Source organism: Streptosporangium sp. NPDC050855 (genome assembly GCF_044456585.1).
GTDB classification, from domain to species: Bacteria; Actinomycetota; Actinomycetes; order Streptosporangiales; family Streptosporangiaceae; genus Streptosporangium; species Streptosporangium longisporum.
In genome coordinates this window covers 446,662-473,113 of record NZ_JBITFY010000001.1, presented here as the reverse complement: position 1 = coordinate 473,113, position 26,452 = coordinate 446,662, and the positions used below count along the sequence as shown (strand labels likewise).

At 72.6% G+C, this 26,452-nt stretch carries 25 protein-coding genes; 13 read left to right on the top strand and 12 right to left on the bottom strand.

What is annotated here, in order from left to right; genetic code table 11:
* Positions 1-21: 21 nt before the first annotated feature.
* From ACIBCT_RS02190 to ACIBCT_RS02180, 3 genes are all read right to left on the bottom strand, one after another.
* Complete coding sequence (locus ACIBCT_RS02190) at positions 22-759, bottom strand: AAA family ATPase (RefSeq protein WP_399185586.1); 738 nt, start codon at positions 757-759, stop codon at positions 22-24.
* A 100-nt stretch (positions 760-859) separates the two neighbouring features.
* Positions 860-1,756: an alpha/beta fold hydrolase gene (locus ACIBCT_RS02185; protein ID WP_399185585.1), complete on the bottom strand. Its 897-nt coding sequence runs from the start codon at positions 1,754-1,756 to the stop codon at positions 860-862.
* A 104-nt stretch (positions 1,757-1,860) separates the two neighbouring features.
* A complete protein-coding gene (locus ACIBCT_RS02180) occupies positions 1,861-2,628 on the bottom strand; it encodes an SDR family oxidoreductase (RefSeq protein WP_399185584.1) in 768 nt (255 codons plus the stop codon).
* A gap of 81 nt (positions 2,629-2,709) precedes the next feature.
* Here ACIBCT_RS02180 and ACIBCT_RS02175 point away from each other — a divergent pair, with 81 nt between their 5' ends.
* Positions 2,710-3,339, top strand: coding sequence for a TetR/AcrR family transcriptional regulator (locus ACIBCT_RS02175; protein WP_399185583.1), 630 nt, complete (start codon positions 2,710-2,712; stop codon positions 3,337-3,339).
* Between the two features lie 58 nt (positions 3,340-3,397).
* On the opposite strand, the gene ACIBCT_RS02170 is transcribed toward ACIBCT_RS02175, so the two are convergent.
* From ACIBCT_RS02170 to ACIBCT_RS02150, 5 genes are all read right to left on the bottom strand, one after another.
* Complete coding sequence (locus ACIBCT_RS02170; RefSeq protein ID WP_399185582.1) at positions 3,398-5,374, bottom strand: acyltransferase family protein; 1,977 nt, start codon at positions 5,372-5,374, stop codon at positions 3,398-3,400.
* Positions 5,375-5,678: 304 nt separating this feature from the next.
* On the bottom strand, positions 5,679-6,938 hold the full coding sequence (locus ACIBCT_RS02165) for an ROK family protein (RefSeq protein ID WP_399185581.1): 1,260 nt from the start codon (positions 6,936-6,938) through the stop codon (positions 5,679-5,681).
* A gap of 254 nt (positions 6,939-7,192) precedes the next feature.
* Positions 7,193-8,446, bottom strand: coding sequence for a Dyp-type peroxidase (locus ACIBCT_RS02160; protein WP_399185580.1), 1,254 nt, complete (start codon positions 8,444-8,446; stop codon positions 7,193-7,195).
* A gap of 21 nt (positions 8,447-8,467) precedes the next feature.
* The gene (locus tag ACIBCT_RS02155; protein WP_399185579.1) at positions 8,468-9,073 is read right to left on the bottom strand and encodes a copper chaperone PCu(A)C; all 606 of its coding nucleotides are present in this window, start codon (positions 9,071-9,073) and stop codon (positions 8,468-8,470) included.
* 309 nt (positions 9,074-9,382) lie between these two features.
* The gene (locus tag ACIBCT_RS02150; RefSeq protein WP_399185578.1) at positions 9,383-9,970 is read right to left on the bottom strand and encodes an MFS transporter; all 588 of its coding nucleotides are present in this window, start codon (positions 9,968-9,970) and stop codon (positions 9,383-9,385) included.
* Between the two features lie 290 nt (positions 9,971-10,260).
* On the opposite strand from ACIBCT_RS02150, the gene ACIBCT_RS02145 reads away from it, so the two are divergent.
* The 9 genes from ACIBCT_RS02145 to ACIBCT_RS02105 all read left to right on the top strand — a co-directional run bounded on the left by ACIBCT_RS02145 (position 10,261) and on the right by ACIBCT_RS02105 (position 16,985).
* Positions 10,261-10,968 (top strand): DUF998 domain-containing protein, encoded by a 708-nt coding sequence (locus tag ACIBCT_RS02145; RefSeq protein ID WP_399185577.1) that lies wholly within the window; start codon positions 10,261-10,263, stop codon positions 10,966-10,968.
* 138 nt (positions 10,969-11,106) lie between these two features.
* A complete protein-coding gene (locus ACIBCT_RS02140; RefSeq protein ID WP_399185576.1) occupies positions 11,107-11,481 on the top strand; it encodes a YciI family protein in 375 nt (124 codons plus the stop codon).
* 132 nt (positions 11,482-11,613) lie between these two features.
* The gene (locus ACIBCT_RS02135; RefSeq protein WP_399185575.1) at positions 11,614-12,873 is read left to right on the top strand and encodes an RNA polymerase sigma factor; all 1,260 of its coding nucleotides are present in this window, start codon (positions 11,614-11,616) and stop codon (positions 12,871-12,873) included.
* Between the two features lie 184 nt (positions 12,874-13,057).
* Positions 13,058-13,342, top strand: a complete 285-nt coding sequence (locus ACIBCT_RS02130; protein ID WP_399185574.1) for a YiaA/YiaB family inner membrane protein — start codon at positions 13,058-13,060, stop codon at positions 13,340-13,342.
* A 150-nt stretch (positions 13,343-13,492) separates the two neighbouring features.
* Positions 13,493-14,062, top strand: a complete 570-nt coding sequence (locus ACIBCT_RS02125; protein WP_399185572.1) for a TetR/AcrR family transcriptional regulator — start codon at positions 13,493-13,495, stop codon at positions 14,060-14,062.
* Positions 14,063-14,142: 80 nt separating this feature from the next.
* On the top strand, positions 14,143-14,340 hold the full coding sequence (locus ACIBCT_RS02120; protein WP_399185571.1) for a hypothetical protein: 198 nt from the start codon (positions 14,143-14,145) through the stop codon (positions 14,338-14,340).
* An 89-nt stretch (positions 14,341-14,429) separates the two neighbouring features.
* A complete protein-coding gene (locus ACIBCT_RS02115; protein ID WP_399185570.1) occupies positions 14,430-15,362 on the top strand; it encodes an STAS domain-containing protein in 933 nt (310 codons plus the stop codon).
* Positions 15,363-15,560: 198 nt separating this feature from the next.
* The gene (locus ACIBCT_RS02110) at positions 15,561-16,265 is read left to right on the top strand and encodes a hypothetical protein (RefSeq protein ID WP_399185569.1); all 705 of its coding nucleotides are present in this window, start codon (positions 15,561-15,563) and stop codon (positions 16,263-16,265) included.
* A 51-nt stretch (positions 16,266-16,316) separates the two neighbouring features.
* The gene (locus tag ACIBCT_RS02105; RefSeq protein WP_399185567.1) at positions 16,317-16,985 is read left to right on the top strand and encodes a hypothetical protein; all 669 of its coding nucleotides are present in this window, start codon (positions 16,317-16,319) and stop codon (positions 16,983-16,985) included.
* A 143-nt stretch (positions 16,986-17,128) separates the two neighbouring features.
* Here ACIBCT_RS02105 and ACIBCT_RS02100 read toward each other — a convergent pair whose 3' ends face one another.
* Together ACIBCT_RS02100 and ACIBCT_RS02095 are read right to left on the bottom strand one after the other, a co-directional pair.
* Positions 17,129-18,172, bottom strand: coding sequence for a hypothetical protein (locus ACIBCT_RS02100; protein WP_399185565.1), 1,044 nt, complete (start codon positions 18,170-18,172; stop codon positions 17,129-17,131).
* A 203-nt stretch (positions 18,173-18,375) separates the two neighbouring features.
* On the bottom strand, positions 18,376-21,027 hold the full coding sequence (locus ACIBCT_RS02095) for an FAD-dependent oxidoreductase (protein WP_399185564.1): 2,652 nt from the start codon (positions 21,025-21,027) through the stop codon (positions 18,376-18,378).
* Positions 21,028-21,102: 75 nt separating this feature from the next.
* On the opposite strand from ACIBCT_RS02095, the gene ACIBCT_RS02090 reads away from it, so the two are divergent.
* The gene (locus tag ACIBCT_RS02090) at positions 21,103-22,056 is read left to right on the top strand and encodes a phosphotransferase (RefSeq protein ID WP_344890612.1); all 954 of its coding nucleotides are present in this window, start codon (positions 21,103-21,105) and stop codon (positions 22,054-22,056) included.
* Entirely contained in the window at positions 22,053-23,621 is a 1,569-nt protein-coding gene (locus ACIBCT_RS02085) for an amino acid permease (protein WP_399185563.1), read from the top strand. The genes ACIBCT_RS02090 and ACIBCT_RS02085 overlap by 4 nt, the downstream gene beginning before the upstream one ends.
* Before the next feature lie 167 nt (positions 23,622-23,788).
* On the opposite strand, the gene lipB is transcribed toward ACIBCT_RS02085, so the two are convergent.
* Both lipB and ACIBCT_RS02075 read right to left on the bottom strand, forming a co-directional pair.
* Positions 23,789-24,427: a lipoyl(octanoyl) transferase LipB gene (gene lipB / locus ACIBCT_RS02080; protein ID WP_399185562.1), complete on the bottom strand. Its 639-nt coding sequence runs from the start codon at positions 24,425-24,427 to the stop codon at positions 23,789-23,791.
* Between the two features lie 15 nt (positions 24,428-24,442).
* Positions 24,443-24,628, bottom strand: a complete 186-nt coding sequence (locus ACIBCT_RS02075) for a PspC domain-containing protein (RefSeq protein ID WP_386238611.1) — start codon at positions 24,626-24,628, stop codon at positions 24,443-24,445.
* Positions 24,629-24,843: 215 nt separating this feature from the next.
* Between ACIBCT_RS02075 and ACIBCT_RS02070 the strand changes: the two genes are divergently transcribed.
* Positions 24,844-26,415: a M28 family metallopeptidase gene (locus ACIBCT_RS02070; RefSeq protein WP_399185560.1), complete on the top strand. Its 1,572-nt coding sequence runs from the start codon at positions 24,844-24,846 to the stop codon at positions 26,413-26,415.
* Positions 26,416-26,452 lie beyond the last annotated feature (37 nt).

Here is a 26,452-nt window from a genome sequence, read left to right as displayed (position 1 = left end):
GCCCATCGTCGGGCCGGGCGGTCAGTCGCCGGTGTCGTCGTCCAGGACGTAGCGCAGGTAGAAGTCCGGCTTGGCGAGGAAGCGCCGCCAGTGGTCGACGATCTGGAGGCTCTCCCACTCCCTCGGCCGGATGCCGTCCTCGCCGAGTTCCAGGATGCGCGCGCCGGGGAGGCTGGTCAGGATCGGTGAGTGGGTGGCACAGATGATCTGCCCGCCCTCGCGCGCGGCCCGGTCCATCAGGCCGACCAGCCGCAGGCAGGACTGGAACGACAGGGCGGCCTCCGGCTCGTCCAGCAGGTAGATGCCCGGCCCCTTCACCATGTGCTCCAGCACGGTGAGGAACCCCTCCCCGTGGGACTGCTCGTCGGGGTGCTCCTTCCAGTATCCGGGCAGGCCCGACACCCCGCGTCCCAGGTTGATCAGGGTCTCGGCGCGGAGGAAGAACACCCGCCGCTTGAGCCGGGGCCCCCGGGTGAGGCGCAGGCCGGTGACGGTGAAGTCGGCGTCGAGGACCCCGCCCAGCTCGGTGACCGGGCCCGTACTGGCGTAGCGGGTGCCGGCCTTGCCGCCTTCGGAGTTGACGCCGCACACGTCGGCGATCGCCTCGACGATCGTGGACTTCCCGGAACCGTTCTCCCCCACCAGGAAGGTGACCGGGACGGTGAGGTCCAGACCGTGTTCGGCGAGATGCCGCACGGCGGGCAGGGTCGCGGGCCAGCCGGACGGTGGACGGGGGACGCTCAGGCCGGTGAGGAACACGGACCCTCGCGGTCACGTCCGGGCACGGGCCGCGCCCGGTCTCCCTCCGGCCGGTACGGGTGGCGTGCCACGTCCGGCCCGTACGGGCGGGGGGCGCTGCTCATGCGAAGAAACCGGCCAGCGCGGGGGCCAGCACCTTCTCGGACACGCCGTGCCACTCGCCCGGAAGGGTCAGGTGACGCCCCCGGGGAAGGGCCGCCGCCACGTCCGCGGCCCAGCCGCGCAGACGCTCGTCGCTGGACGAGCTGTTGATCACCAGGGTCGGCACCGTGACGGACCGGAGCGTGGCGGCGGAGACGGCCGACGTCATCCGGCTGTCGTAGGCGAGCGTGTGCGCGATGCCCTCCAGCGCCGGGAAGAAGGGCGCCTGCCGCAGCCCCGCGACGATCTCGTCGGGGACGCCGATGCTCCTGTGGAAGTGCTCGACCGCGTCGGCCCGGCGACCGGAGGCGACGAGCTCGTCGATCTCGGCCGCGAGGTCACCCTCCCCCTGCGCCCCGTCCTTCCGAGGCCCGCTCCCGTGCGACTCCTCCTCGTGCGATCCGCCCCCTTCCGGCCCGCTCCCCTGCGGCTCCTCCTCGTGCGATCCGTCCGCGTCACCCCCCGCCCCGTCCTCCCGCGACGGCCGGTCGAGGGTGATCGGCGGTTCGAGAAGCGAGAGCATCGTGATCGGCAGCCCGGCCGCCGCGCCGAGCAGGCCCAGGGCCGCACCGGAGGAGAACCCGTGCACGAACGCCGGCTCCCCGGCCGCCTCGATCACGGCCGCGAGGTCCTCCACCTCCCGCTCCACCGCGTACGGCGGGGTGTCGCCGCTCTCGCCGCGCCCGCGCCTGTCGTAGGTCACGACCGTGAACCCGTCGGCGAGGCGTTCGGCGAGCGGGCCCATGGGACCGAACCCGCGGAACCCGCCCGCCGCGTCGACCAGCACCAGCGCCGGCCCCGCCCCCGTCCGCTCGAATCCGATGCGCGTGCCGTCGCGGGACGTCGCCGTCGCCATGGTGCCCCCTTCGTCCGGTGGCCCCCGACGCTACCGAGCGCCACCGACAGAACCGGGCGCGGGCACGCGTGACGGACCGACGCCGCCGGCCCTGGCGGGGAGGGTCACAACCCGGCGCCACCGGTCGCGTCGATCACCCTGCCGGTCACCCATCGGGCGTCGTCGGAGGCGAGGAACGCCACGATGTCGGCGATGTCCTCCGGCTGCCCGACCCGTCCCAGCGCGGCCAGCGACGCGGCGTGGGCCTCGGCCTGCGCGTTGCCCCGCAGCCACCCCGCGTTGACGTCGGTGTCGACGATGCCGGGGGCCACCGAGTTCGCGGTGATCCCCCGCGGGCCCAGCTGCTTGGCGAGGTTGAGGGTGAAGGTGTCCAGGGCGCCCTTGGTGGAGCCGTAGGCGATGATCTCCGGCATGGCGAGGCGGGCCACGCCGCTGGAGATGTTGACGATCCGCCCGCCGTCCCGCAGCCGCCCCAGCCCTTCCTTCACGATGAAGAACGGCGCCCGGACGTTCACGGCGAAGACCTCGTCGAACTCCTCCTCGGTGAGCGAGACCAGGTCCGAACTGCGGCCGATACCGGCGTTGTTCACGATGATGTCGACGCCTCCGCCGGGCGCGTGCTCCGTGATCCCGGCGTCGAAGGCGGCCCAGAGCGTCGCCGCGCAACCCCGCGCGCCCAGTTCCGCCTGGATCGCGAAGGCCCGGCCGCCGTCCTTGCGGATCCGCTCGACGACCTCGTCCGCCGCGGTCTCGTCGCGGGCGAAGGCGACGGCCACCACGGCGCCGTCCCGGGCGAGCCGCTCGGCGATGGCCCGTCCGATCCCCCGGCTGCCACCGGTGACCAGCGCGACCTTGTCCTCCAGTGCGTACATGCCGACCGCCCTTCTTTGTTGAGTGACCTACCAACAAATACGGTAACACCATTTCTTGGTGGATCGCTCTAGAATGTGGGCATGGGGACGACAGGCGCGGCACGGGGACGTCCGCGCACATTCGACCGCGAGGCGGCCCTGGCCGTGGCCGTCCGGTTGTTCTGGGAGCGCGGCTACGAGGCCACCTCCGTCGGCGAGCTGAGCGAGGCGATGGGGATCAGGCCGGGCAGCCTGTACGCCGCCTTCGGGGACAAGCGGTCGCTGTTCAGGGAGGTGGTGCGCACCTACGGGCGCTCGCCCGTCGGCGCGTTCGTGGGCGTGGCCCTGGAGGAGGAGCCCACCACGTACGGCGCGTTCGCCCGGGTGCTGCGCGAGGCCGCGGCGACCTACCCCGACCCCTCCCACCCGGCCGGCTGCCTGACCATCAGCGCGGCGACCAACGTCACCCCCCAGGACGCCGACGTCGAGGCGTTCCTGCGCGACCTGCGCAACGCCAACCTCTCGGTCTTCGAGGCCCGCCTGCGTACGGCGCAGCGGGAGGGCGAGCTCCCCGCCGACGCGAGTCCCCGCGCGCTGGCCGGGTACTTCGCCGCGGTCGTCCAGGGGATGTCACAGCGCGCCCGGGACGGCGCCGGCGCGGCCGAGCTCGCCGAGGTCGCCGAGCTGGCCCTGAGCGCATGGCCGGGACGCGAGCCGGGCCCGCCACGCTGACGCACGGCCTGCGGCGGTCCTTCCTGGCGCCGCGTCCGGCGGGGAGGGGACGCCGGGATCAGGGGCCGAGGGCCCGCCGGACCTCCTTCTCCAGCACGGGCGCCAGGCTCCGCATGAAGGTGGCGGTGATGTGTCCCTTGTCGGAGTAGACCATCAGGTTCCCGATGACCGAGGGGCAGCGGTCCCGCGGGCAGAGCAGCGGGGTGAGGTCGGCGAACGTCACGTTGGGCGGCGGGCGGCGGAGCCGGGCGGCCGGTGAGACCGCGGCGAGGCTGTGCCGCTCGTCGTCCACGCAGGCCCCGGGGCCCTTGACCTCGACGCACTCGGGCGGGTCGAAGGGCATGCGGGGCGTGTCGCGGATCGCCAGCACCTCCACGCCCATCGCGCCGAGCTGCCGCCACCGCTCGACGTACCCGCCCGGGAGCGTCTCGCCGCGCTCGAACGGGCTGGAGATCGTCGCGGTGGTGACCAGCAGGTCCGGCTCGATCCGCCGTACCTCCGCCATGACGTCCCGCTGCCACCGGTCGCAGGAGGGGTAGGCCCTGCCCTGGTAGCGCTGCGGCTTCGTGGAGAGCGCGCACGCCCCCTTGGTCATGTTCACCACCTGCCAGCCGTTGGCGTCGGCGATGGCGTGCAGGGCCGGGAACCAGTGCGCGGCGTGCGAGTTGCCGGCCAGGACGATGGTACGGGTCGGGTTCGCGGCGCCGTACCGGCAGGTCAGCAGCTCGTCGCGGCCGGTGACCTGGTTGCAGCCGTCGGCGTAGGTCCGGGGGCGGTCGCGGGCGGCCACGGCCGGGGCCGGGACGATGCCGCCCTCCTGCCGGACCTGGTCGTCCTGCCGGGACGTCCACACCCCGGCGACCACCAGCACCGGGAGCAGGCACGCCAGGCCGATCGCCGCCGGGCGCGCCGTGCCGCCCAGGGGGATCCGGCCGGTGAGCGCCGTGGTGGCCGCGGCGAGGACGAAGGAGGCGACCAGGATGAGGGCGATGCCCTTGGGACTCGCCGCGGTACGGCCGGTCTGCGCCAGGTAGAAGATGAAGATCGGCCAGTGCCACAGGTACAGCGCGTAGGAGATGCTCCCCACGTACATCATGGGACGCAGGGTGAGCAGCCGGTCGGCGCCGAACGCGCTGCCGGTCACCCCGGCCACGATGATCATCACCCCGGCCCCGGTCGGCCACAGGGCCGCGTACCCGGGAAAGACCGTGGAGACCTGGAGCAGCAGCCCGCACGACACCAGCCCCGCCAGGCCGATCCAGCCCAGCGCCACCCGGACCGCGCCGGGGGGCCGCAGGTACGGCAGCACGACCGCGAGCATCCCGCCCAGGGCGAACTCCCACAGCCGGGCCCCGGTGTCGAAGTAGGCCCACCGCTGGTCGGCCGCGGTCCGCACCACCGAGTACGCGAGCGAGGCGGTGAAGACCAGCGCCGTCACCCCGAGGAACGCCGCCCGCGGGCTCCGGCCGTGGCGCGCGGCCACCGCGGCCGTCAGGGCCAGCAGGACCGGCCACAGCACGTAGAACTGGCCCTGGACGGCCAGCGACCAGAAGTGCTGCACCGGGCCGGCCGCGTTGCCCCCGGCCAGGTAGTCGACGGCCGCCGACGCCAGGTGCCAGTTCTCGTAGTACAGCGCGGAGGCGAACACCTCGGCCAGTGTGTCGTGCCACCGGGTCCGCGGGAGCCAGAGCAGCGTCCCGGCCAGCACGCCGAGCAGCACCAGGGCGACGGTCGGCAGGAGCCGCCCGGCCAGGCGCGCGGCGAACGCGCCGAACTCCACCCGCCCGCGGCGCTCCACCGTGCGCAGCAGGGAGCCGGTGATGAGGAAGCCGGTGAGCATCAGGAACACGTCCACGCCACCGGACACCCGACGCGGCCAGATGTGGTAGATCACCACGAGCAGGACGGCGACGGCCCGCAGCCCCTCGATCTCCGGCCTGCGCTCGCTCCGCGTCCCTGCCCGCGCCGCCTGTGCCGCCCGCGCCGCCCGTGCCGCCGACCGGCCGGTGGGCAGGACGTCCACGGGAGCCGACACCCTTCACCTCCGCGCTGGATGACGGGCCCCGCCGCGGGCACCCGGCCCGGTCGCGCCGTCATGCCACGGGCATCCGGCCCGGTCGTACCGTCATATCGTCAGAAGAACCTATACCTCCCGGCCCGGGCGATGAGCGGTGTCGCGTCCTTCCGGGCCCCCGCGGTCCGCGGTCCGCCCGGAGCCGGCGAGGCCGCGCGACGGGCGCGCGAGCACCGTCGTCACCGTGCGGCGGGGACCTTCCAGGCAAGGACGATCGTCGGGACGGTTCATCCCGGAGGCGTGAGGCCGTCCGCCGGCCGGGGGTTCACCGGATCATGGCGTCGCGCGGGCGGGCACCGGTCTGCGGCGCGCGGCCCGGGACGGCGTCGCCCTGGGCGAGCACCTCCAGGGGGCTGGCCAGCACCCTGGCGAAGGCGAGCTCGGCGGCGCCGATCAGGGTGGCGTCGTCCCCCAGGGCCGAGGTGCGCAGCAGCGCCTTGCGGGAGATCATCAGCACGTTGGCCTCCACCCGGTCGCGGACCTGAGCCGCCGCCCCCGGGTAGACCTCGCGCAGCATCCCGCCGAAGATCACCATGCCGGGGTTGAACAGGTTGATCAGGTTCGCCACCCCGATGCCCAGCCAGTCGCCGATCCGGCGCAGCGCGTCCCGGGCCCTGAGATCACCGCGGTCGGCGGCCTCCACCACGGCCCGCACGCCCTCGCGGCCGAAGAGGTCGGCGGAGCGGCCGGCCGCGTCGATCAGGGCCTGCTCGCCGACCTCCGCCTCCAGGCAGCCCTGGGAGCCGCACCCGCAGGGCCGCCCGTCGTGCGGGTTCACCATCATGTGCCCGAGCTCGCAGCCGTACCCGCCGTCACCGTCCAGCAGCTTGCCGCCGACGATGATCCCCCCTCCCACGCCGACGTCGCCGTGCAGGTAGACCAGGTTGTCGAAGCCGACCCCGGCGCCGCGTTCGTGCTCGGCCAGCGCTCCCAGGTGGGCCTCGTTGCCCACCGCGACCGGCAGCCCGAGCCCCAGCCGGTGGCCGAGCTCGGTGCCGAACGCCTGGTCCACCCAGCCCATGTTCGGCCCGAAACGCACCATCCCGTCGCCGGGCCGGATCATGCCGCAGTACGCCGCCCCGACGCCGACGCAGATCGCCTCCGGGCTCGCCTCGCGGTGCAGCCGCCGGGCGAACCCGGCGAGCACCCCGACCACGTCGTCCAGGTCGGCCCCGGCGCGCGGCCGGACCGCCTCCATCCGCTCCAGGACCGTCCCGCCCAGCCCGACCCTGGCCGCGACCAGCCGGTCCACCCGGACGTCGAAGGCCAGCACGTACACCCGGTCGGACTCCGGCCGGACCACCAGCGAGGGCCGGCCCGCCCTGCCGGTGTCGGTGGGGCGTTCCTCGCGCACCAGGCCCGCCGAGGTGAGCTCGGCGGTCAGCGCCATGATGGTGCTCCGGTTCAGGCCCATCCGGTCGGCCAGCACCGTACGGGAGACCGGCCCGCCCAGGTGCACCTGCCGGAGCAGGGCGCCCAGGTTGTGCCGGCGGATCTCCTCCTGGGACCGACCGGCTTTCAGCATCGTGGGGATCCTGACGACTCGGGGACTGTCATCCTGCTGCGCCACCTCGGGACAGGAGGCTCGCGCCGCCCGCGGGCGGCGGGACGAATCCTGTCACGACGCGAGAATACCAATCGGCGCCCGCCCGGCACCGTCACGAGGAGGGCGGGATCGCGTGTGACTCCCGCGTGACGCCGGGGGACGCGAGCACCGGGGAGCCCGCCGGTCCCCCCTCGTCCAGGGCGAGGAGGGACCGGCGGAGCGATGGGGCCGTCTCAGCCGAGCAGGCTCTCGCCGATCCAGCCGTCCGGGGGGCACCCCGGCGGGATGGCGAAGACGGCCGAGCCGATGGGGGTCGTCCACTCGTTGAGCAGGTCGGCCTCGGCCAGCCTGCGCTGGACGGGGACGAACTGCCGGTCGATGTCGGCCTGGTAGGAGGCGAACAGCAGGCCCGAGTCGGCGTGCCCGTCCGGGGTGAGCCCCTCGTCGTAGTTGTAGACCCGGCGCAGCATCCGCATGCCCGGATCGGCGACGTGGGCCCGCCGGATGTGCGCCTGCTCGGAGATGACGGGGAAGCCGATCGCGTTGAGCCTGGTGAAGTCGGCCTCGTCGCGCTCGTCCCGCCCGGTGAGCGGGGCGCCGTTGTCCAGGCGGCGCCCCACCGTGAACTCCTTCCCGACCCGGTCCACGGCGTCCCACGTCTCCATCTCCGCCCGGATGCGCCGCAGCACCAGCGTGGTGCCACCGCGCAGCCAGGCCGGGCCGTCGTTCACCCAGACCGCCCGGTCGAAGTCGGGGGTGCCCGGGAGGGGGTTGACGGTCCCGTCCAGCTGTCCCATGACGTTGCGCTGGGTCAGCCCGGCGGCGTGGGTGTACGCGCCGCGCCGGAAGCCCCGCTGGGTCCAGCGGACCTTCGCGAACGCGCGGGCGTCCTTGACCGTCATGCGCAGGGCGTGGGTCAGGGTGAGGGCGTCGTCGGCGCAGATCTGCAACAGCAGGTCCCCGCCGCTCCACTCCTTGCGCAGCCTGTCGACCGTGAACGCGGGCAGCGGCGCCACCTGCCCGGGACGGCGGTCGGCCAGCCCGGCCGCCGTGAAGAGGCCGGGACCGAACCCGAAGGTCACCGTCAGCCGCGAGGGCAGGACGGCGAGCTCGGGCTCGGTGTCGGCCAGGGCGGGCCTGCCCTGGGTCAGCCGCCGGGCGTCGTCGGTGAGCAGCCGCATCATCCGCCCCAGCGCCTCGCGGCCGACACCGGGCAGCAGGTCAAGGCCGACGAAGACCCCGTACGTCTGCGGCGGTGTCGCGATCCCCGCCTGGTGGACGCCGTCGAACGGTTCCGTCACCAGGCCGCCGGAGCCGTCGGAACCGCCCGGGACGCGGGAGACGCCCGAGGGCGCGGGGGACGCCGCGGCGGGCCGGGTGGCGGCCGGGGGGAGGACCTGGTCGGGCGCGCACGCGGCGAGGGCGCCGGCCGCGGTGGCGGCGCCCCCCGCGAGCAGGCCTCTGCGACTGAGTCGAGGTTCCCGCATGAGCTCTACTCCGTTTCCCGGTCAGCCGTCACCCTTGTCCCCCTTCGGGTGCGTGCCGGGCTCGTAGTGCTCCTCGCCGCCGGCGAACTCCTTGCCGATCGCGGTGAACTCCAGGGTCCCGCCGCCCTTGAGGGTGAGGGTGAAGGGGATCCGCGCTCCCGGCTTCACCTCCTCGGTGACGCCCATCAGCATGATGTGGTCGCCGCCGGGCTGGAGCCGGTGGGTGCCCCGGGGCGGGATCACGAACCCGCCCTCCTTGGGCCTCATGATCATCTTTCCCCCGGATTCGACGACCTCGTGCAGCTCGATCACCGGCGAGAGCGGGGAGGTCCCGGAGACGACCGTCACCTCGGCGTCGGTGGGGTTGACCAGGGTGCCGAAGGCGGCGCTCATCCCCTTCGGGGCGGTCTTCACCCAGGGGTCGGTGATCGTCAGCGTGGCGCCGGGAGCGGCCGCGGCGGAGCTCGCGGAGCTCGGGACGGCGGCCGGTGCCGTGCCGGCCGGGGCTCCCTGGGGGGCCGGGGACCCCTCGGACCCGCACGCGCCGAGGACCGTCACGGCCGCGATCAGGATCCCCGCGGAGACGGCGCGGCGGATCGGGGCGGGGGTGGTACGTCGAGCGGACATGGTGATGCCTTTCTTCCGGCCGGACGGCCGGCGGGACCCGGCGGAACGCCGCCGAGGAGGCCGCCGGGCGGACGGCCGGGATCGTCACGATGGTTCGGTGCGCCGGGCGGCCGGACGGCCACGCGCGCGCCCCTGCCGTACACACGTGGCCGGACGGCGCATGAGAGCGGTCCCGGGGTCACGCGGGCGGCCCTGCGGCCGTACGAACGGCCGGGGCGGGGACACGAGCGGCCGGAGCGGCGGCATCGGCGAAGGCCCGCGCGGGCGTGCGCGCGGGAGGAGGGAACGGGCCCCGGGTGACCCGGTGGGTCAGCCGGAGACGGCGGTGACGGTCGCCGGGGGGCCGCGCCTGCTGACGGCGTGGCGCAGCACGGCGGAGCGGAGGACTCCCGGCTCGGCCGTGCCCGTGGCCGGGAACGGGACGTGCACCGGGGTGACGAACACGATCAGCACCCGGCGGAGCCGCACGCCGAGCCTGCGCAGCAGCGCCCACAGGGCCGCCTCGCCGCGGGCCATCCACAGCCCGGTCAGCCCGACGGCCCACCCGTGCGCCACCAGCATGCCCAGACCGGGCAGCAGCCCGGAGTGGACGTGTCCCATCACCTCGGCCGGGGACGTGGCGTGCGCGAGGGAGAACAGCACGTGCAGGACGGCCTGCACGCCCGCCAGCAGCGGCAGGATCGTCACCGTCGTGCGCTCGCGTCCCGAGACGGCCAGGGCCGTCGCGAAGGCCACGGCGAGGGCGGCGGCGGCACCTGGCGCGGAGACCGAGCCTCCCGCGAGGACGTGCGCTCCCACGCTCAACCCCAGGCAGACCACGGCGAAGACGGCGGCGCGCGCGGAACGGAACGTCATGTCCGCTCGCGTGGCGGCCGGGCCGGTCGTACTGGAGGTCACGGGAGACATCCTCTCAGCCGGGTGGCCCGCCGTGAAGATCGGGTCGGTGGACCGTGGGGCCCGGCCCGGCACGCAGGCGCGGTCCCGGAACGGCCCCCTCCCTCACGGGTCCCGTGGCGGGAGCCCTTCCGGGCGCGGGAGCCCCCTCCGGGGGCCGGAGCCGTACCCCCTGTAAAAAATCATGAAAAGAATCCGGGCGGTCTGTCGAATCGGCCCGGTCCCGTTCGAAGCCTGGTCACAAGGGCCGGAAGAAACAGCGGACCGGCCCCGGACAGCTGAGGAGACAGGCCATGACCCAGCAGACGACGGGTACCGGCGACAGGAGGGCCACGGGCCGGAGGATCGGCGACCCCGCGCCGGGCGTCACGACGTCGCTCCTGGCCTTCGGCGTCATCGCCGGGCCGGTGTACGTCGTGGTCTCGGTCGTCCAGGCACTGACCCGGGAGGGTTTCGACCTCACCCGCCACGCCTGGAGCATGCTCGCCAACGGCGACCTCGGATGGATCCAGATCGCCAACCTCGTCCTGACCGGGCTGGCGACCGTCGCCTGCGCGGCCGGCCTGCGCCGGGCCCTCACCGGCGGGACCGGCGCGACCTGGCTGCCCCGGCTCGTCGCCGCGTACGGGGTGAGCCTGATCGGCGCGGGGATCTTCCCGGCGGATCCGGGGCTGGGGTTCCCGGCGGGCACGCCGGAGGGGCCGGGACCGGTGAGCTGGCACGGGACGCTCCACTTCGTCGTCGGCGCCGTGGGCTTCGTGTGCGTGACCGTGGCCTGCCTGGTCGCGGGGAGCAGGTTCGCCGCCGAGGGTCGCGGGGGATGGGCCCTGTACTCGCGGATCACCGGTGTGATCTTCCTGGTGACCTTCCTCGGCATCGCGGCGGGCGGCGGGGCCACCTGGTCCATCATGACCTTCATCACCGGGCTCGTGGGCCTGTGGGCCTGGCTCGCGGCCCTGTCGATCCACCTCCGCGGGCGCGTCTCACCCGGACACGCCTGACCGGCGCCCCGCACGCCGGAGAACACCCCGTCCGTCGCCCGGCACCACCGACACCACCGTCGTGCGACACCACCGAGAACACCGTCGTGCGACACCACCGAGAACACCGAGAACCACCGTCGAAGAAGGAGACGTCCGATGCGCTACCTGGTCACCCTGAAGGTCCTCAACCAGCCCACGACCCCGCCGCCCGCCGAGCTGATGGAGGCCATCACCATGCTCGGCGAGGAGGCCACCCGGGCCGGCGCCCTGCTGGACAACGGCGGGCTGGCCCCGCGCGCCGAGGGCGCCCGGGTCGAGCTGGCCGGGGGGAAGCTGACCGTCACCGACGGCCCGTTCGCCGAGGCCAAGGAGATGATCAGCTACGCCCTCTACCAGACCCGGTCGAAGGAGGAGACGATCGAGTGGACCTCCCGCTTCCTGAAGCTGCACCGCGACCACTGGGAGGGCTGGGAGGGCGAGGCCGAGGTGCTGCGCGTCTTCGGTCCCGAGGACTTCGCAGCCCCGTCCTGACCCCGTCCCCTCCGGCCGTGCCGCCGTCCTGACCGGCGGCGCGCCGTGGCGGCGCCCCCGGCCGCACCTCGCGATCGCGCGGCGGCGGGGGCGCCGTCGCGTGCGGGGGACGGAGTGATTGGATCGGTCGTCATGGGGGTCGACGATGCTCACCGGAGGGTCGAGGCGGTCTGGCGGATCGAGTCCGCCAGGGTGATCGGCGGCCTGGCCAGGATCGTGAACGACATCGGGCTGGCCGAGGAGCTGGCACAGGACGCCCTGGTCATCGCGCTGGAGCAGTGGCCGGTGGACGGCGTGCCGGACAACCCCGGCGCCTGGCTGATGCTCACCGCCAAGCACCGGGCCATCGACCTGCTGCGCCGCAGGAACACCTACGAGCGCAAGCTGGAGGAGGTCGGCCGGGACCTGGAGCTGCGCCGGTGGGCGGCCGAGGAGGAGGTCGAGGACGCCCTCGACGACCCCGTCGGCGACGACGTGCTGCGCCTGCTGTTCACCGCCTGCCATCCGGTGCTGCCGGCCGAGGGACGCCTGGCGCTCACCCTGCGGCTGCTGGGCGGCCTGACCACCGGGGAGATCGCCCGCGCCTTCCTGGTGCCGGAGCCGACCGTCGGGCAGCGGATCTCCCGGGCCAAGCGCACACTGGCCGACAGGCGGGTGCGGATCGAGATGCCCCCGCCGGACGAGCTGGGAGGCAGGCTCTCCTCGGTCCTGGAGGTGGTCTACCTCATCTTCAACGAGGGGTACTCGGCGACCGCCGGTCACCACTGGACGCGCCCCTCGCTCTGCGAGGAGGCGCTGCGCCTGGGACGGATCCTGGCGGGCCTGATGCCGGACCAGGCCGAGGTGCACGGCCTGGTCGCGCTGATGGAGATCCAGGCGTCCCGGCTGCGGGCCAGGACCGGGGCGGACGGCGGGCCCGTCCTCCTGCTCGACCAGGACCGCAGGCTCTGGGACCGGCTGCTGGTACGCCGCGGGCTGGAGTCGCTCGAACGCGCCGAGGCGCTCGGCACGCTGGGGCCCTACGGCCTGCAGGCCGCGATCGCCGCCTGTCACGCCCGCGCGTCGTCCGCCGACGACACCGACTGGGAGCGGATGGCCGCCCTCTACCGGTTGCTGGTCCACGTCTCCCCCTCTCCCGTGGCCGAGCTGAACCGCGCGGTCGCGGTGGGGATGGCGTACGGCCCGGCGCGGGGGCTGGAGATCGTGGAGAGGCTGACGGCGGAGCGCGCGCTCGCCGGTTACCCCCAGCTGCCGGCCGTACGGGGGGATCTGCTCGCCAGGCTGGGCCGCCTCGACGAGGCGCGCGCGGAGTTCGGGCGGGCCGCCGGGCTCACCCGCAACGAGCACGAGCGCGTCCTCTTCCTGGCCCGCGCGAAGGATCCGGAGGGCTGACGTCCGGGACCCGGGGTCCGGGACGTGGCGCGACGGAGCCCGGGGAACGGGGAACGGGGAACGGGGACGAGCAAGGGGAGGGGAAGGGCCGGGGGCCCGGCCACCGGGGCACGGAGATCGTACTCACGAGTAACTAAGTAACCGCGCCCATGTGCCGCGCACGGATCGCGCCGACGATGGTGGCATGACACGACCGGTGAAGAACACGACGACGACGGCCTTCTACGCCCAGGCCGTCATCTCCTTCGGGCTGTCGGTGACGGCCCTGGCGATCGGCATCACGTACCTGCCCGTGACCGTCTGGGTCCGGTCCTTCATGGCCCTCGGGCTGCTGTACGTGGTGACGTCGACCTTCACGCTGGCCAAGTGCGTGCGCGACCGCAACGAGGAGGCCGCGGTCGTCAGCCGGGTCGACCAGGCCAGACTGGACAAGCTGCTGGCCGAGCACGACCCCTTCAAGAACGACTGATCCCCGGGCCCCGTCCCGCTCGGGACGCACCGGCCGGAGGCGCCCCCGCTCACCTGTCGGCAGGTAAGCGGTTCCCGCCCGGCGCTACCCTGGTCCGATCACCCGCGTCCCGCGTACGGGAAGGTCCGGGCGGGAGACACGAGGTGTCGGGTGGCCAGGCCGTCGGACACCAAGGCGCGCATCCGGGCGGCCGCGAGGGAGCTCTTCGCGGAGAGGGGCGTGCAGCGGACGAGCCTGCGCGACATCGCCGACCGGCTGGGGATCACCAAGCCCGCGCTCTACTACCACTTCACCTCGCGGGAGGAACTGCTCCGGAGCATCGTCCAGCCGCTGATCGACGACATCGACGCCTTCCTGGACGAGGCCGAGGCGGACGCCCCGCGCGACCGGCGCGATCTCCTGCAGACCTACTTCGACATCACCTTCCGGCACCGCGAGGTCACCGCGATGGCGGTGCGCGAGCTGGCCGCCCTGGCCCCCCTCGACCTGGGACGGCGCGTGACGGTCTGGCGGCGGCGGCTCGTCGCCCTGCTCCTCGCACCGGACCCCGAGCCCGATCTGGACGCCCGCGCCCGCGCGATCGTGGCCATCGGCGGCCTCTCGGACTGTACCGTTGAGTTCGCCGACGTCCCGGCCGAACGGCTCGGCCCTCCGGTGGTGGCCGCCGCGCCGGCGGCGCTCGGCGCGGACGCGACGGATCCGGCGACGACGCGGGCCTGAAGGAGGCCCGAGGGACTCCGGTGTGCGTTCGCAACAATGATAAACGTCACAAAAACATCAAAGGCATCTAAAGTTAACTCATGGTGACTCACCGTACGGCCGTCGTCCCGCTCGACTCCGAAACCTCCGGCGTGTGCCTCTGCGGTCACCGGGCCGACTACGTGATCGAGACGCGCTGGTTCTCCGGCCGGCACTCCCGTGACCCCGTCTGCTCCCCGCACGTCACCGCGGTCCTCCAGGGGATCGCCAAGCAGAACGCCCGCCGTGACGGGGGATGAACGGCAGGTGCCGGGAGACCGGGATCCGCATACCTGGTAAGACGGGGGGAACGCCCGCCCTGTGAACCGCGGGTCTAAGGAGCCTTTCCATGCCACCCGAAGATGCGAAACCCCTCTCCATATCGGCCGACACCTACGGTGACGCCATCGTCGTCCGGGCGAGCGGTGAGCTCGACTACGACTACGCGCGCGTCTTCCGCAGAGAGCTCACCCGGGTGTGGGACATGGGTGACGGCCTGCCGTCGCCCGCGGCTCCGCCCCCGTCCGCACCCGAGACCCCGACCATCTTCCCCGGAGCCTCCCCCCTCCTCGCGGAGCCCTCCCCCACGACCTCCTCCGTGGACGGCCCCCTCGCCCCGGAGCGTCCCTTCTCCCCCGGGCACCGGTTCGCCCCGGAGACCTCCCTCTTCCCCGAGCGCCCGTTCCCCGGGGAGCGGCACTTCTCCTCGGAGCGCCCGTCACCGCTGGAACCGGGCGTCCCGTCGCCGTTCTTCCCCGCAGGCCCGCCACCCGTCTCTCCCGGCGACCCGCCGTTCTCCCCCGGAGACCCGTCGCCCCTCTCCCCGGGCACCCCGCCGCCCCTCTTCCCCGGGACCCCGCCGCCCCTTCCTCCCGATTCCCCGGAGCCCCCGCCCCCGCCCGCCCCTCCGGCGCCCCCTTCCCCGGGCTCCCCTTCCCCGGATTCCCCGGACGTGCCGCCCCCTTCGGAGACGTCCCCCGGCACCGCGGGCGGAACGACGACCCCGGCCGCGCCCCCCTGTCTCATCCTGGACCTGACGGGGATCACCTTCTGCGACTCGACCGGGCTCGCGGAGCTGCTGTGGAGCCTGCGCCGGAGCCAGGAGACCGGGACGCGCCTCGTGGTGGCCGGGGCGAGCCGGACGTTGCGTCACATGCTGGCGACCACCGGGCTGCTGAGCTATTTCACGATGGCCGACTCCGTGGAGGAGGCGCTGCGCGAGGCAGGGACGAGCGCGGCCGGGGAAGAGCGGGTCCCGGAGGAGCAGGTCCCGTCCCCTTGACCATGACGGGGCCGGACGAGGAGAGCGGCGGCACCGGCACCGCGGGCCCCAGCGGCCCGAAAAGCCGCCCGGGGAGCACCCGAAAGGCGTCCACGGAAGCCTTAATACGTATGTCGTTAAAACGCCCCCATTGGCCTTACAACTGAGTCAATATCTTCTTACGGGAAAATCCACTCTTCGTCGAAAGTGGGGGTCCCGATGCGGAAGACACCGCCGCGGGCGACCGCGGAAGCACCGCCCGAGGCTCCACCCGCGCCGCCCGTGGAGCCCAGGGAGTTCGTCAGCCTGCTGGCCGTCGACTTCACCGGCACCTACCAGGTCTACCTGGCGGCCAAGGACGAGCGGATCAAGATGACCCGGTTGTCCATGAGCCTGCTCGCCGCCCCGTTCGCCGCCGCGGTCGCGCTGGCGAGCGCGAAGGTGGTCAGGCCGGACGCGCTGGCCGCCTGGGAGAGCGTCCCGTGGTACCTGTTCGCGACGGTCGCCGCGTTCGGGCTGCTCAACGTGCTGCCCTTCCTGCGGCTGATCGAGGCGGTCAACGCGCACATGAGGACGGCGCGGGCGCTCAACAACTTCCGCCTGCTGTACGTCCTTCCCCTCAAGGACCACTTCTCTACCCTCGGCTGGAGTCCGAACCTGCCGGTCGATCCCCGCTATCCGGAGACGTACGCGCCGCTGGCGTGGCCGGGGATCAACGTGATGATGCTGGCACTGGTCAACGGCTCCTACATCGCGGTCGGCGTGCTCGGGCTGATCGGGGCCGAGCCCACCCCGGCCCTGCTGCTGGTGATCATCGGGTTGCTCGCGCTGATCCACTATTTCGTCTACTACGTGCGCGCCAACGTCTCCCGGCAACGCCGGCTCCCACACAATCCCTACCATTTCCCCAACGTGGAGACATGAATGCCCGACCTCCTCAGGTTCGCGTCTTGTGGGGAGACGTGGATCTGGCTGATGCGACACGTGACGGACAGCGGCGGTCCCGCCCTGGACGACCGCGGCCCGATCATCGAAGCCCCGGCCGTACTGTTCGAGATCAACGCTCTGAGCTGGGACGATCCCATCCTGAGATGCCACGGCGACCCGGGGAAGATCCCGCTGTACGCCAGCAAGTTCAGTGAGCGGTCGATCGTCCCGCCGTTCAAGTACAGCTACGGGGGACGGCTGCGGCAGTTCCTCGGCGTCGACCAGCTCGGCTGGATCTCCGACGTGCTGCGCTCCAAGCCGTACACCAAGAGCGGCTGGATCTCGCTGACCGCTCCCGGCGAGCCTCCCGACGCGGTGCCCTGCCTGACCAGCCTGGCCTTCCGGCTCCGGGCCGGGCGTCTGGTCATGACCGCGGCCTTCCGGTCGCAGAACGCGTTCACCTGCTATCTCAACTACGTGCCGCTCCGCGGGATCCAGAGGGAGGTCGCGGACGGCCTCACCGTGGGCTGCGGGCCGATGCGGATCTTCGTCGACGTGCCGCACATCTACACCGCGGACGAGGAGCGGGTCAGAAGGATCCTCCGGCCCGCGGAACGGGCCGGACCCAAGGGAACGACCGGGCCGAAGGGGAAGCCCGGACCGAAGGGGACCGGCGCCCGGCTCCGGCCGGCACAACTGCCCCGGCCGGTGCCCTGAGCCGGACGGCACCCCGGCCCGAGCGGTGACCCGGGCCAGGCGGTGACCCGGGCCAGGGGCCGATCCGGGTGCCCTATCCGAGCGCCCCATTCGAGCGCCCGATCCGAGCGCCCGATCCGGGGAACGTCCGGCCCCGCGGGGTCTCACGGCCCGTGACCGTGCTCGTGGGAACCGTGGGCGTCCTCGGCCGGGGTGGTGGCCCCGCCGGCCTCCGGGTCCGGGGCGGTGACCGCGGTGAACACGGCGGTGCGCACGGTCCCGGCGTGCTGGAAGTCCAGGAAGAGACGGTACGTCCCGGAACTGGGCACCTCGGCGTAGAAGGTGATGTCCGGACCGGGCGCGGTGCGCCCGTCACCGGGCGCGCCGTCGGGGTGCACGTGCAGGTAGGCCAGGTCCCCGTCGCGGAGCGCGACCAGATGGCCGTACGCGGCCAGGTAGGGCTGCAGGTCGGTGACGGGCCGGCCGTCCTCGGCGATCGAGAGCGTGAGCATGCTGGTACGCCCGGCGACGAGGCCCCCGGTGAGGGTGACGGTGTAGTCGCCCACCTTCGCGGTCCCGGCCGGAACGGCGAGCGGTTCCGGCCGGTAGTCCCCCGCGACCGACAGGTCCATGCCGAGCGTCATGGCCCGGCCGCCCTCGGGGGCGAAGTCGGCGAAGGCCCGGTACTCCCCGGCGGAGGGAAGCTCCAGCGGGACCGACCAGATCCCGCCCCCCTTCTGGACGGGGTGCAGGTGCTGGAATCCGGTCAGGTCGCGGCGGACCACGATGAAGTGCAGCTTCTTGTCGTGCTGGACCGCGAACTCGTCGACCGGGTGGCCGTCGGGACCGATCACCGAGAAACGGAAGTCGGTCCGCTCACCGGCCTTCACCTCGTCCGTCTCCGGCAGGAGGCTGTACCCGCCCTGGGAGATCTGGAGCCCGCCGGGCACGACCGGCGCCCGCGCCGTCGGCTGCGCGGTGCCGGGCGGCGCGGCGTTCCCCGCGTCCGGCGCGGCACCGTGACCGGTGTGCCGCCCCGCACCCTGGCCCGCGTCCCGGTCCGTACCCTGGGCCGGCCCCTGAGCGGGGCCGCGGGTGGCCTCCGCCGTGCTCGCGACCGACCCGGCCATCCGGCCCGTCCCCAGGGCGCCGCCGAACACCACGACCAGCCCCAGCGCGTACGCGCCCACTCTCATCGCGCCGTTCATCACCCTCCTCATACCCTTAGGGGGTATTCGTCCGTTCATCCACGGTGTCCCGTCACCACCCTTTCGAACGGCCCCGGAGGGCATCGAGAACGCCGGTCTCCGTGACACAGGATGGCCGATGCGCACGGTGCCGAGGGGGCGTACGGGAAATCGGGCACCGGTGACGCCCTCGCCTCCCCGGGGAGGCGAGGGGGCCGGGAGCGTCAGGAGGGCAGGTGGCGGATCCGCTCGGAGGACGGGTCGTAGAGGGGTTCCGCGACGACGGCGGCGCCCGTCCAGACGCCGGTGACGCCGACCTCCACCCGGTCTCCGGGTGCCGTGCCCGCGGGCAGGTAGGCGTAGGCGATCGAGCGGTCGACGCGGTGGCCGTACCCGCCGCTGGTGACCCGTGAGACGGGCAGGCCGCCGGAGCGGACCGGCTCACCGCCGAGGCAGACCTGCCGCGGGTCGTCCAGGACCAGGCAGAACAGGCGCCGCGCGGGCGCGGCCCCTGCGGGGGCACCGGAAGCGCCCGAGGTGCCGGGGGTGCCGGGGGTGTCCGCGGTGTCGGGGGTGCCGGTGTTCGAAGGGCCGCGGGAACCATGGCCCTCCAGGGCGGCGCGGCCGAGGAAGTCCTTGTCGCGGGCGACCGCGAAGCCCAGGCCCGCCTCGTACGGCGTGGTCTCCGGGGTGATGTCCAGCCCCCAGACGCGGTAGCCCTTCTCCAGGCGCATCGAGTCGATCGCGCGGTACCCGGCCGGGCGCATGCCGAACGGCGTCCCCGCCTCCATGAGCGTGTCCCACAGCGTCAGCCCGTACTCGGCGGGGCAGTACAGCTCCCAGCCGAACTCGCCCACGAACGTCACCCGCTGGGCCAGTACCGGGACGTTCCCCACGCTGATCTCCCGGGCCCGCAGGTAGCCGAAGGTCAGGTCGTCCGGGCAGACCGAGCCGAGGATGTCGAGGGCCCGCGGGCCCCAGAGGCAGTAGCAGGCGTGGGCCGAGGTCACGTCGCGGACGTCGAGGCCCTGGCCGCGGAGCCAGGCCGCGTCGTGGACGCCGAACGCGGTGCCGGTGACCAGGCGGAAACGGTCCTCGGCCAGGCGGGTCACGGTCAGGTCGGCCTCGATGCCGCCCCGCGCGTTCAGCAGCTGGGTGTAGACGACCGAGCCCACGGGCCGGTCGATCCGCCCGGCGCACGCCCGCTGCAGCCCCTCCAGCGCACCGGGTCCCGCGACCTCCAGCTTGGAGAACGAGCTCTGGTCGAACAGTCCCGCGGCGTCCCGGGTGGCCAGGCACTCCCGGCGGACGGCCGGCGACCAGACCCGCCCGGCCCATCCTTCGGGACGGTACTCCGAGCCGTCGTCGCCGTCCTGGCCGTCGTCGTCCCGGCCGTCGTCACTGTCCCGGGCGGGGAAGCCGCCCCGGGCGGGGACGCCGGACGTGTCACGGTCGCCGGACGTGTCCCGGCCGTCCGGGGTGACGCCGGAGCCCGCCGGGCGCGCGTTGGACTCGAACCAGTTGACCCGCTCCCAGCCGGACTTCTCGCCGAACGCCGCCCCCAGCTCCACGTGCCGTACCCAGGCCGGGGAGCGGCGGAGCGGCCGGGCCGCGGTGCGCTCCTCGCCGGGGTAGACGATGTCGTAGTACGTCGAGTACGCGTCCAGGGCCCTGGCGCGGGCCCAGGAGGCCGAACGGGCGTGACCGGAGAAACGGCGCAGGTCCATGGCGAACACGTCGTACTCGGGCGAGCCGTCCACGATCCACTCGGCCATCACCTTGCCCACGCCGCCCGCCGCGGCCAGGCCGTGCACGCAGAACCCGGCCGCCGCCCACAGCCCGCGGACCGGGGTCTCGCCGAGCAGGAACTCGCCGTCGGGGGTGAACGCCTCGGGGCCGTGGACGACCTTGACGATCTCGGTACGGGCCAGGCCGGGAACGCGCCGCACCGCCGAATCCCACGATTCCTGAAATTTCGGCATATTCGGGGAAAAGAGGGTTCTAGGCTCCTGCAGCGGCTCGGCCGTATCCCATATCTCAGGGTCACGGATATATCCGCCGACCAGAATCCCGCCGCCCTCCTCCCGAAAATAAACAATGTTGTCCGGATCCCGCACCGTGGGCATGAAGGAGGAGACCTCGAAAGGCTCGGTGACGACATACTGATGCTTGATCGGCACGACCGGGACGTCCACCCCGGCCAGCCGCCCGACCCGGCCACTGGCCGCGCCCGCCGCGATGACCACGGTCTCCGCCTGGACCGACCACTCCTCGGTCTCCCCGGCCTCCCCGTCGCCCCGCGCGAGCCGTACGCCGGTGATCGCGCCGCCCACCACATCGAGCCCTGTCACCCGGGTCCCGGTGAGGATCCGCACGCCCAGCTTCTGCGCCCCGGCCGCCAGCGCCCTGGCCAGCAGCGCCGGGTCCAGCCAGCCGTCCCCGGGCAGCCAGAGCGCGGCCCGCACGTCCTCGACGTTCAGCAGCGGGAGCCTTCGCCCCGCCTCGGCGCCGGAGAGCATCTCCAGGTCGAGCCCGTAGGTCTCCGCGGCCCCGGCCAGGCGCAGCGACTCCTGCACCCGTTCTGGCGTGGTGGCCAGCCGCAGGCCGCCGACCCCGTGCCAGCCCGGGTCCAGACCGGTGAGCTCGGCCAGCTCGGGGTACAGGCCCGCCGAATACATGATCATCTTTGTCTGGGTGACGGTGGAGCGGAGCTGACCCACGAAACCGGCCGAGTGCCAGGTCGTCCCCTCGGTGAGCTCGTGCCGTTCCACCAGCAGCACCTCGGTCCAGCCGAGCCGTGCCAGGTGGTAGGCCACGCTGCACCCGGCCACCCCGCCGCCGATCACGACCGCCCGCGCAGAGCTGGGAAGTTTCAAGGTTCGCAACCCCTCTGTAACACCGTGCTCGCAAAATCGGATCAATGGTCTGAAGGTAGGCCAAAGGAGGGCAGCATGCCAGATCTCCGGGCGGACGTCCGCGCATGGGCCGGGCAGCCCGTGACCGAGACGCCGATCAAGGGGGGTCTCAGCCACCGGATCGTCCGTCTCGACGCGGCGGACGGGCGGCGATGGCTGCTGCGCGTGCTGGACCCCCGGGTGTCCGAGGCCGGCCTGGGCATCCCGATCGAGCAGGAGATCGCCAACACCGTGCGCGCCGCCGACGCCGGGATCGGCGCCAGGGTGCTGCACCGCCTCCCCGACGCCCTGGTGCTGGAGTACCTCGACGGCGTCACCTTGGACGCGCACGCGGTACGGCGGCTCCCCGGCCCGATCGCCGCGGCCTGCCGCCGGCTGCACGCCGGCCCCCGGTTCGTCAACGACTTCTCCATCTTCCGCAAGCTGGACGAGTTCCTCACCCTGTGCCGTACCCACGAACTGGACGTACCCGACGGCTACCTCGACCGCCTTCCCGCGGCCGCGGAGATCGAACGGGCGCTGGCCGCCGATCCGCCGCCCACGGTGCCCTGCCACAACGACCTGCTGCCGGAGAACCTCATCCGCTGCGGCGACGAGGTCAGGATCGTCGACTACCAGCTGTCGGGGAACAACGACCCGGCCTTCGAGCTGGGCGACATCGCCGCCGAGGCCGACTACGACCCCGACCTGACCGCCCGGCTGGCCCGCGCCTACCTCGGCGCCGACGACCGGCGGTTCACCGCCCGGGTCAGGCTCAACCTGATCATGTCCAACCTGACCTGGACGCTCTGGTTCGCCGTGCACCACGGACTGTTGAGGGAGCAGGCGGCCGACGCCGACTTCGACTACCGGGCCGAGGCGGCCGACAAGTTCTCGCAAGCCGTACGGGACCTGGACGACCCGGGGTTCGGACGGCTCGTCGATCACGTCCGGGGCGCGGGCCCCGGATCTTCACACCCCCCGCACCACCATGCAAGGAGGCTTGAATGACCAAGCCCACATCGGTCGACGAGGACGCGAAGCGGCTCGCCGAACTCGGTTACAAGCAGGAGCTGTCCAGAACCTGGAGCGGCTTCTCCAACTTCGCCATCTCCTTCTCGATCATCTCCATCCTGGCCGGCTGCTTCACCACGTTCGGCCAGGCGTGGAACAACGGCGGCCCCATCGCCATCTCGTGGGGCTGGCCGCTGATCTCGATCTTCATTCTGATCATCGGGCTCTGCATGTCGGAGCTGGTGTCGGCCTACCCGACCGCGGGCGGGATCTACTGGTGGGCCGCGAAGATGGGCAGGCCCGTGCACGGCTGGTTCACGGGGTGGTTCAACCTCATCGGGCTGATCGCGGTGACGGCCTCGGTCGACTACGGCTGCGCGACGTTCCTGAACATCACCCTCAACCGGTTCCTCCCGGGCTGGGACCCCAATCTGAACAACGCGTTCATCCTGTTCGCGGTGATCCTCGTCCTGCACGCGCTGATCAACATCTTCAGCCACCGGCTGATCTCGACGCTGCAGAACGTCTCGGTCTGGTGGCACGTGTTCGGCGCCGCGGTGGTCGTGCTGATCCTGATCTTCGGTCCGGACGCGCACCAGTCGATGTCGTTCGTCTTCACCGAGACGATCAACAACTCCGGTTTCTCCGACTCCTCCTACTGGTTCTACGTGCTGCCGCTCGGCTTCCTGCTGACCCAGTACACGATCACCGGGTTCGACGCGTGCGCGCACGTGTCCGAGGAGACCCAGGGCGCCTCCACCGCCGCCGCCAGGGGACTGTGGCAGTCGATCTTCTACTCGGCGATCGGCGGCTGGATCCTGCTGCTGGCCTTCCTGTTCGCGGCCACCGACGTGAACGCGATCAACGAGGCGGGCGGCTTCGTCGGCGCCATCTTCGACAGCGCGCTCCCCGGCAACCTGGCCACGGCGATCTTCGCGATCTCCACCATCGGCCAGTTCTTCTGCGGCATGAGCTGCGTGACCTCGATGTCCCGGATGACCTACGCCTTCTCCCGGGACGGCGCCATCCCCGGCTGGCGGCTGTGGTCGAAGGTGGACGCCAACCGCACCCCGGTCAACGCGATCATCTTCGGCTGCGCGGTCGCGCTGGTCCTCACCCTGCCCGCCCTGTACGAGGCCCCCGGCGGGGTGCCGCTGGCCTTCTACGCGGTCGTCTCGGTGGCGGTCATCGGCCTCTACATCGCCTTCGCGATCCCGATCTGGCTCCGGCTGCGGATGGGCGACCGGTTCCAGCCCGGCCCCTGGACGCTGGGACGCAAGTACAAGGTCATGTGCTGGATCGCCCTGATCGAGATCGTGATCATCTCGATCTACTTCATCATGCCGCTGGTGCCGTCCGCGGTGCCGTTCAGCGACGAGTTCACCTGGACCTCGGTGAACTACGCACCGATCGTGGTCGGCGTGATGGTGCTGGGCGTGGGCCTGTGGTGGGTGCTGTCGGCCCGGCACTGGTTCACCGGCCCGCGCCGCACGGTCGACATGGCCGAGGCGTTCGACCCGGCCGGACCGGCGGGCACGACCGGCGGGGACCCCACCGGCTGACCCGCCGCATCCCGTGACGGCCCGGCGCGGTTCCCCGGGGAGCCGCGCCGGGCCGTCACGCGCCCTTGGACGTCCCGGACGTCCCGGACGTCCCGGACGTCCCGGACGTCCCGGAGATCCCGAAGGTCTTGCAGGTCCTTGAGCCCCTGGGGCCGCGGAAGGGACGGTCAGACCGCCTCGAAGGCCTCGGCCACGGCCGCCCGTACCCGGTCCATCGCCGCGGCGTCCGGGGCCTCCCGGCGCATGGAGGTCATGTCCACCTCGGGCATGCCGCAGGCCACCGCCCAGCTCCACGGGGTCAGGTCGCCGTCGACGTTGAGGGCGAACCCGTGGCTGGTGACGCCGCGGCTCTGGCGCATGCCGATGGAGGCGATCTTGCGTCCGGTCTCGCTCGTCCACACGCCGGTCAGCAGCTCCGAGCCCGGCGGCGTGTCGCGGCGTTCGGCCGGGACGCCCAGCGCGCCGAGCGCGCGCACCAGCCTCAGCTCGACCTCGCGGACGTAGTCGACGATCCCCTCGCCCTCGCCGAGCTTGACGATCAGATACCCGACCAGCTGTCCGGGGCCGTGATAGGTGAGCTGCCCCCCGCGACCCGTGCTCACGACCGGGATGCCGTGAGACGGGTCGGGCAGGTGGCGCTCGTCGGTCCGCCTGCCCACGGTGTACACCGATGGGTGGCTGAGCAGCCAGAGCGTGTCGGAGCACTCGTCGCGCTGCCGCAGACCGACCAGGTCGGTCATCCGCTCCATGGCCTTCTCGTAGTCGACCAGGTCATCCTGGACCAGGGACAGTGGGCGTCGCCTCATGCCCCCAGCCTATTTTCAGTAGCGAACCGCCGGCGCCTTGGGGACGAAGATCCACATGAGCACGTAGGCGACCCAGAGCGGTCCCGGGATGAGCGAGAGCAGCAGCCAGAACACCCGGACCAGGGTGGGCGGCATGTTGAAGGTCTCGGCGATCCCGCCGCAGACGCCGGCGATTATCTTGTGGTTTCTCGAACGGTGCACGATGTCTCTCCCCGCCTCGGTGTTCTATGTCTCTTCAAACGAGTGGCCGCCTTCTGCCCGTTCCCGAGACACCCCTGAGAAAACCCTGACAGGGTCGGCCCCATAACTTTTCGCCCATCTCAGCCGAGATACGTCTAGGCGATCGGGTTTGGTCACGGTACGTTCCGCCATGTACAGCAACAGGGAATTCCCTCCCGTTCCACCCTAGGAGCGTTATGCGCCTGAGGTTCCGCCGCACCATGGTCCGGACCGCCACCCTGGTCACGGCCATCACCCTCCCCCTCGCCTTCACCGTCCCGGCGAGCGCGGCCCCCGCGACCACCGGCCCCGTCGTCTCCGACGTGCTGGCCAACGTGTTCGCGACACAGATCAAGGGGAAGAACGTCCAGAAGCACCTGGACAAATTCCAGGAGATCGCGACCGCCAACGGCGGCAACCGGGCCGCTGGCACGCCCGGTTACGACGCCTCCCTGGCCTACGTGCAGGACAAGCTGCGCAAGGCCGGATACAAGACCTCCACGACCGACGTCGAGTTCCCGCTCGGCTGGCAGGAGTTCAGCCCCCCGGTCCTGGAGCAGACCGCCCCCGAGGCGAAGACCTACGCCACCCCGGCCGACTTCGTGACCGTGATCTCCTCCGCCGGCGGCGACGTCACCGCCCAGGTGCAGGTCGTCGACGCGGTCATCCCGCCCGCGCCGACCCCGAACACCTCGACCGCGGGCTGCGAGGCCTCCGACTTCGAGGGCTTCGTCGCGGGCCGGATCGCGCTGATCCAGCGCGGCACCTGCCCGTTCATCGACAAGGCCACCAACGCCAAGGCCGCCGGCGCGGCCGGAGTGATCTTCTTCAACGAGGGTCAGCCGGGCCGTACCGACCCGCTCGTCTTCGACATCATCGAGTGGCGCTTCGACATGCCCATCGTGATGGCGAGCACGGCCGTCGGCCTGGACCTGGCCGACAGCCCGAACACGACCGTGCACCTGAAGGTCGACGCCAGGACCGAGGTCGGCCGTACCAAGAACCTGATCGCCGACTCCCGCTGGGGCAAGTCCGGCGAGATCGTCGCGGTCGGCGCCCACCTGGACAGCGTGCCCGAGGGCCCCGGCATCAACGACAACGGCTCCGGCAGCGCCGCCGTCCTGGAGACCGCGCTCAAGCTGGCCCACGTGCCCACCAAGCACCGGCTGCGCTTCGCCTGGTGGGGCGCCGAGGAGCTCGGCCTGCTCGGCTCCGAGCAGTACGTCGCGGGCCTGTCGCAGGCCGAGCGGGACAAGATCCGGCTCTACCTGAACTTCGACATGGTCGCCTCGCCGAACGACGGCACCTTCCTGTACGACGGTGACGACTCCGACGCCGAGGGCGCCCCGGCCGGCCCGACCGGATCGGCCGAGATCGAGCAGCGCCTGGCGGCGTTCTACGCCAAGCGCAACCTGCCCGTCGAGGGCACCGACTTCACCGGCCGCTCCGACTACGGCGCGTTCATCGCCAACGGCATCCCGGCCGGCGGCATCTTCACCGGCGCCGAGGGCATCAAGACCCCCGAGCAGGCCGCGAAGTTCGGCGGCACCGCCGGTGTCGCCTACGACCCCTGCTACCACTCCGCCTGCGACGGCATCACCAACATCAACGCCGCCGCGCTCGAGCGCAACTCCAAGGCCGTCGGTTACGCCACCGCGTTCTACGCCTACGACCTGACCGGCATCCCCGACCGCAACGCCGCGGCGCTCGCCAAGAGCTCCGCGAGCTCCGCGAGGTTCATGACGGCGCCCGAGGGCGCCGCCCGCTAGCGAGCGGTCACGCGAACGCACCACGGTTTCACGGCGC

What these genes read in the sequence shown, in the direction of transcription:
- ACIBCT_RS02165 (WP_399185581.1), bottom strand. Translation starts at nt 6,938, where the DNA reads ATGCTGAAAGCCGGTCGGTCCCAGGAGGAGATCCGCCGGCACAACCTG.
- ACIBCT_RS02105 (WP_399185567.1), top strand. Translation starts at nt 16,317, where the DNA reads ATGCGACACGTGACGGACAGCGGCGGTCCCGCCCTGGACGACCGCGGC.
- ACIBCT_RS02160 (WP_399185580.1), bottom strand. Translation starts at nt 8,446, where the DNA reads ATGCGGGAACCTCGACTCAGTCGCAGAGGCCTGCTCGCGGGGGGCGCC.
- ACIBCT_RS02090 (WP_344890612.1), top strand. Translation starts at nt 21,103, where the DNA reads ATGCCAGATCTCCGGGCGGACGTCCGCGCATGGGCCGGGCAGCCCGTG.
- ACIBCT_RS02155 (WP_399185579.1), bottom strand. Translation starts at nt 9,073, where the DNA reads ATGTCCGCTCGACGTACCACCCCCGCCCCGATCCGCCGCGCCGTCTCC.
- ACIBCT_RS02100 (WP_399185565.1), bottom strand. Translation starts at nt 18,172, where the DNA reads ATGAACGGCGCGATGAGAGTGGGCGCGTACGCGCTGGGGCTGGTCGTG.
- ACIBCT_RS02110 (WP_399185569.1), top strand. Translation starts at nt 15,561, where the DNA reads ATGCGGAAGACACCGCCGCGGGCGACCGCGGAAGCACCGCCCGAGGCT.
- ACIBCT_RS02115 (WP_399185570.1), top strand. Translation starts at nt 14,430, where the DNA reads ATGCCACCCGAAGATGCGAAACCCCTCTCCATATCGGCCGACACCTAC.
- ACIBCT_RS02130 (WP_399185574.1), top strand. Translation starts at nt 13,058, where the DNA reads ATGACACGACCGGTGAAGAACACGACGACGACGGCCTTCTACGCCCAG.
- ACIBCT_RS02135 (WP_399185575.1), top strand. Translation starts at nt 11,614, where the DNA reads ATGGGGGTCGACGATGCTCACCGGAGGGTCGAGGCGGTCTGGCGGATC.
- ACIBCT_RS02145 (WP_399185577.1), top strand. Translation starts at nt 10,261, where the DNA reads ATGACCCAGCAGACGACGGGTACCGGCGACAGGAGGGCCACGGGCCGG.
- ACIBCT_RS02180 (WP_399185584.1), bottom strand. Translation starts at nt 2,628, where the DNA reads ATGTACGCACTGGAGGACAAGGTCGCGCTGGTCACCGGTGGCAGCCGG.
- ACIBCT_RS02140 (WP_399185576.1), top strand. Translation starts at nt 11,107, where the DNA reads ATGCGCTACCTGGTCACCCTGAAGGTCCTCAACCAGCCCACGACCCCG.
- ACIBCT_RS02070 (WP_399185560.1), top strand. Translation starts at nt 24,844, where the DNA reads ATGCGCCTGAGGTTCCGCCGCACCATGGTCCGGACCGCCACCCTGGTC.
- ACIBCT_RS02085 (WP_399185563.1), top strand. Translation starts at nt 22,053, where the DNA reads ATGACCAAGCCCACATCGGTCGACGAGGACGCGAAGCGGCTCGCCGAA.
- ACIBCT_RS02185 (WP_399185585.1), bottom strand. Translation starts at nt 1,756, where the DNA reads ATGGCGACGGCGACGTCCCGCGACGGCACGCGCATCGGATTCGAGCGG.
- ACIBCT_RS02120 (WP_399185571.1), top strand. Translation starts at nt 14,143, where the DNA reads ATGGTGACTCACCGTACGGCCGTCGTCCCGCTCGACTCCGAAACCTCC.
- lipB (WP_399185562.1), bottom strand. Translation starts at nt 24,427, where the DNA reads ATGAGGCGACGCCCACTGTCCCTGGTCCAGGATGACCTGGTCGACTAC.
- ACIBCT_RS02175 (WP_399185583.1), top strand. Translation starts at nt 2,710, where the DNA reads ATGGGGACGACAGGCGCGGCACGGGGACGTCCGCGCACATTCGACCGC.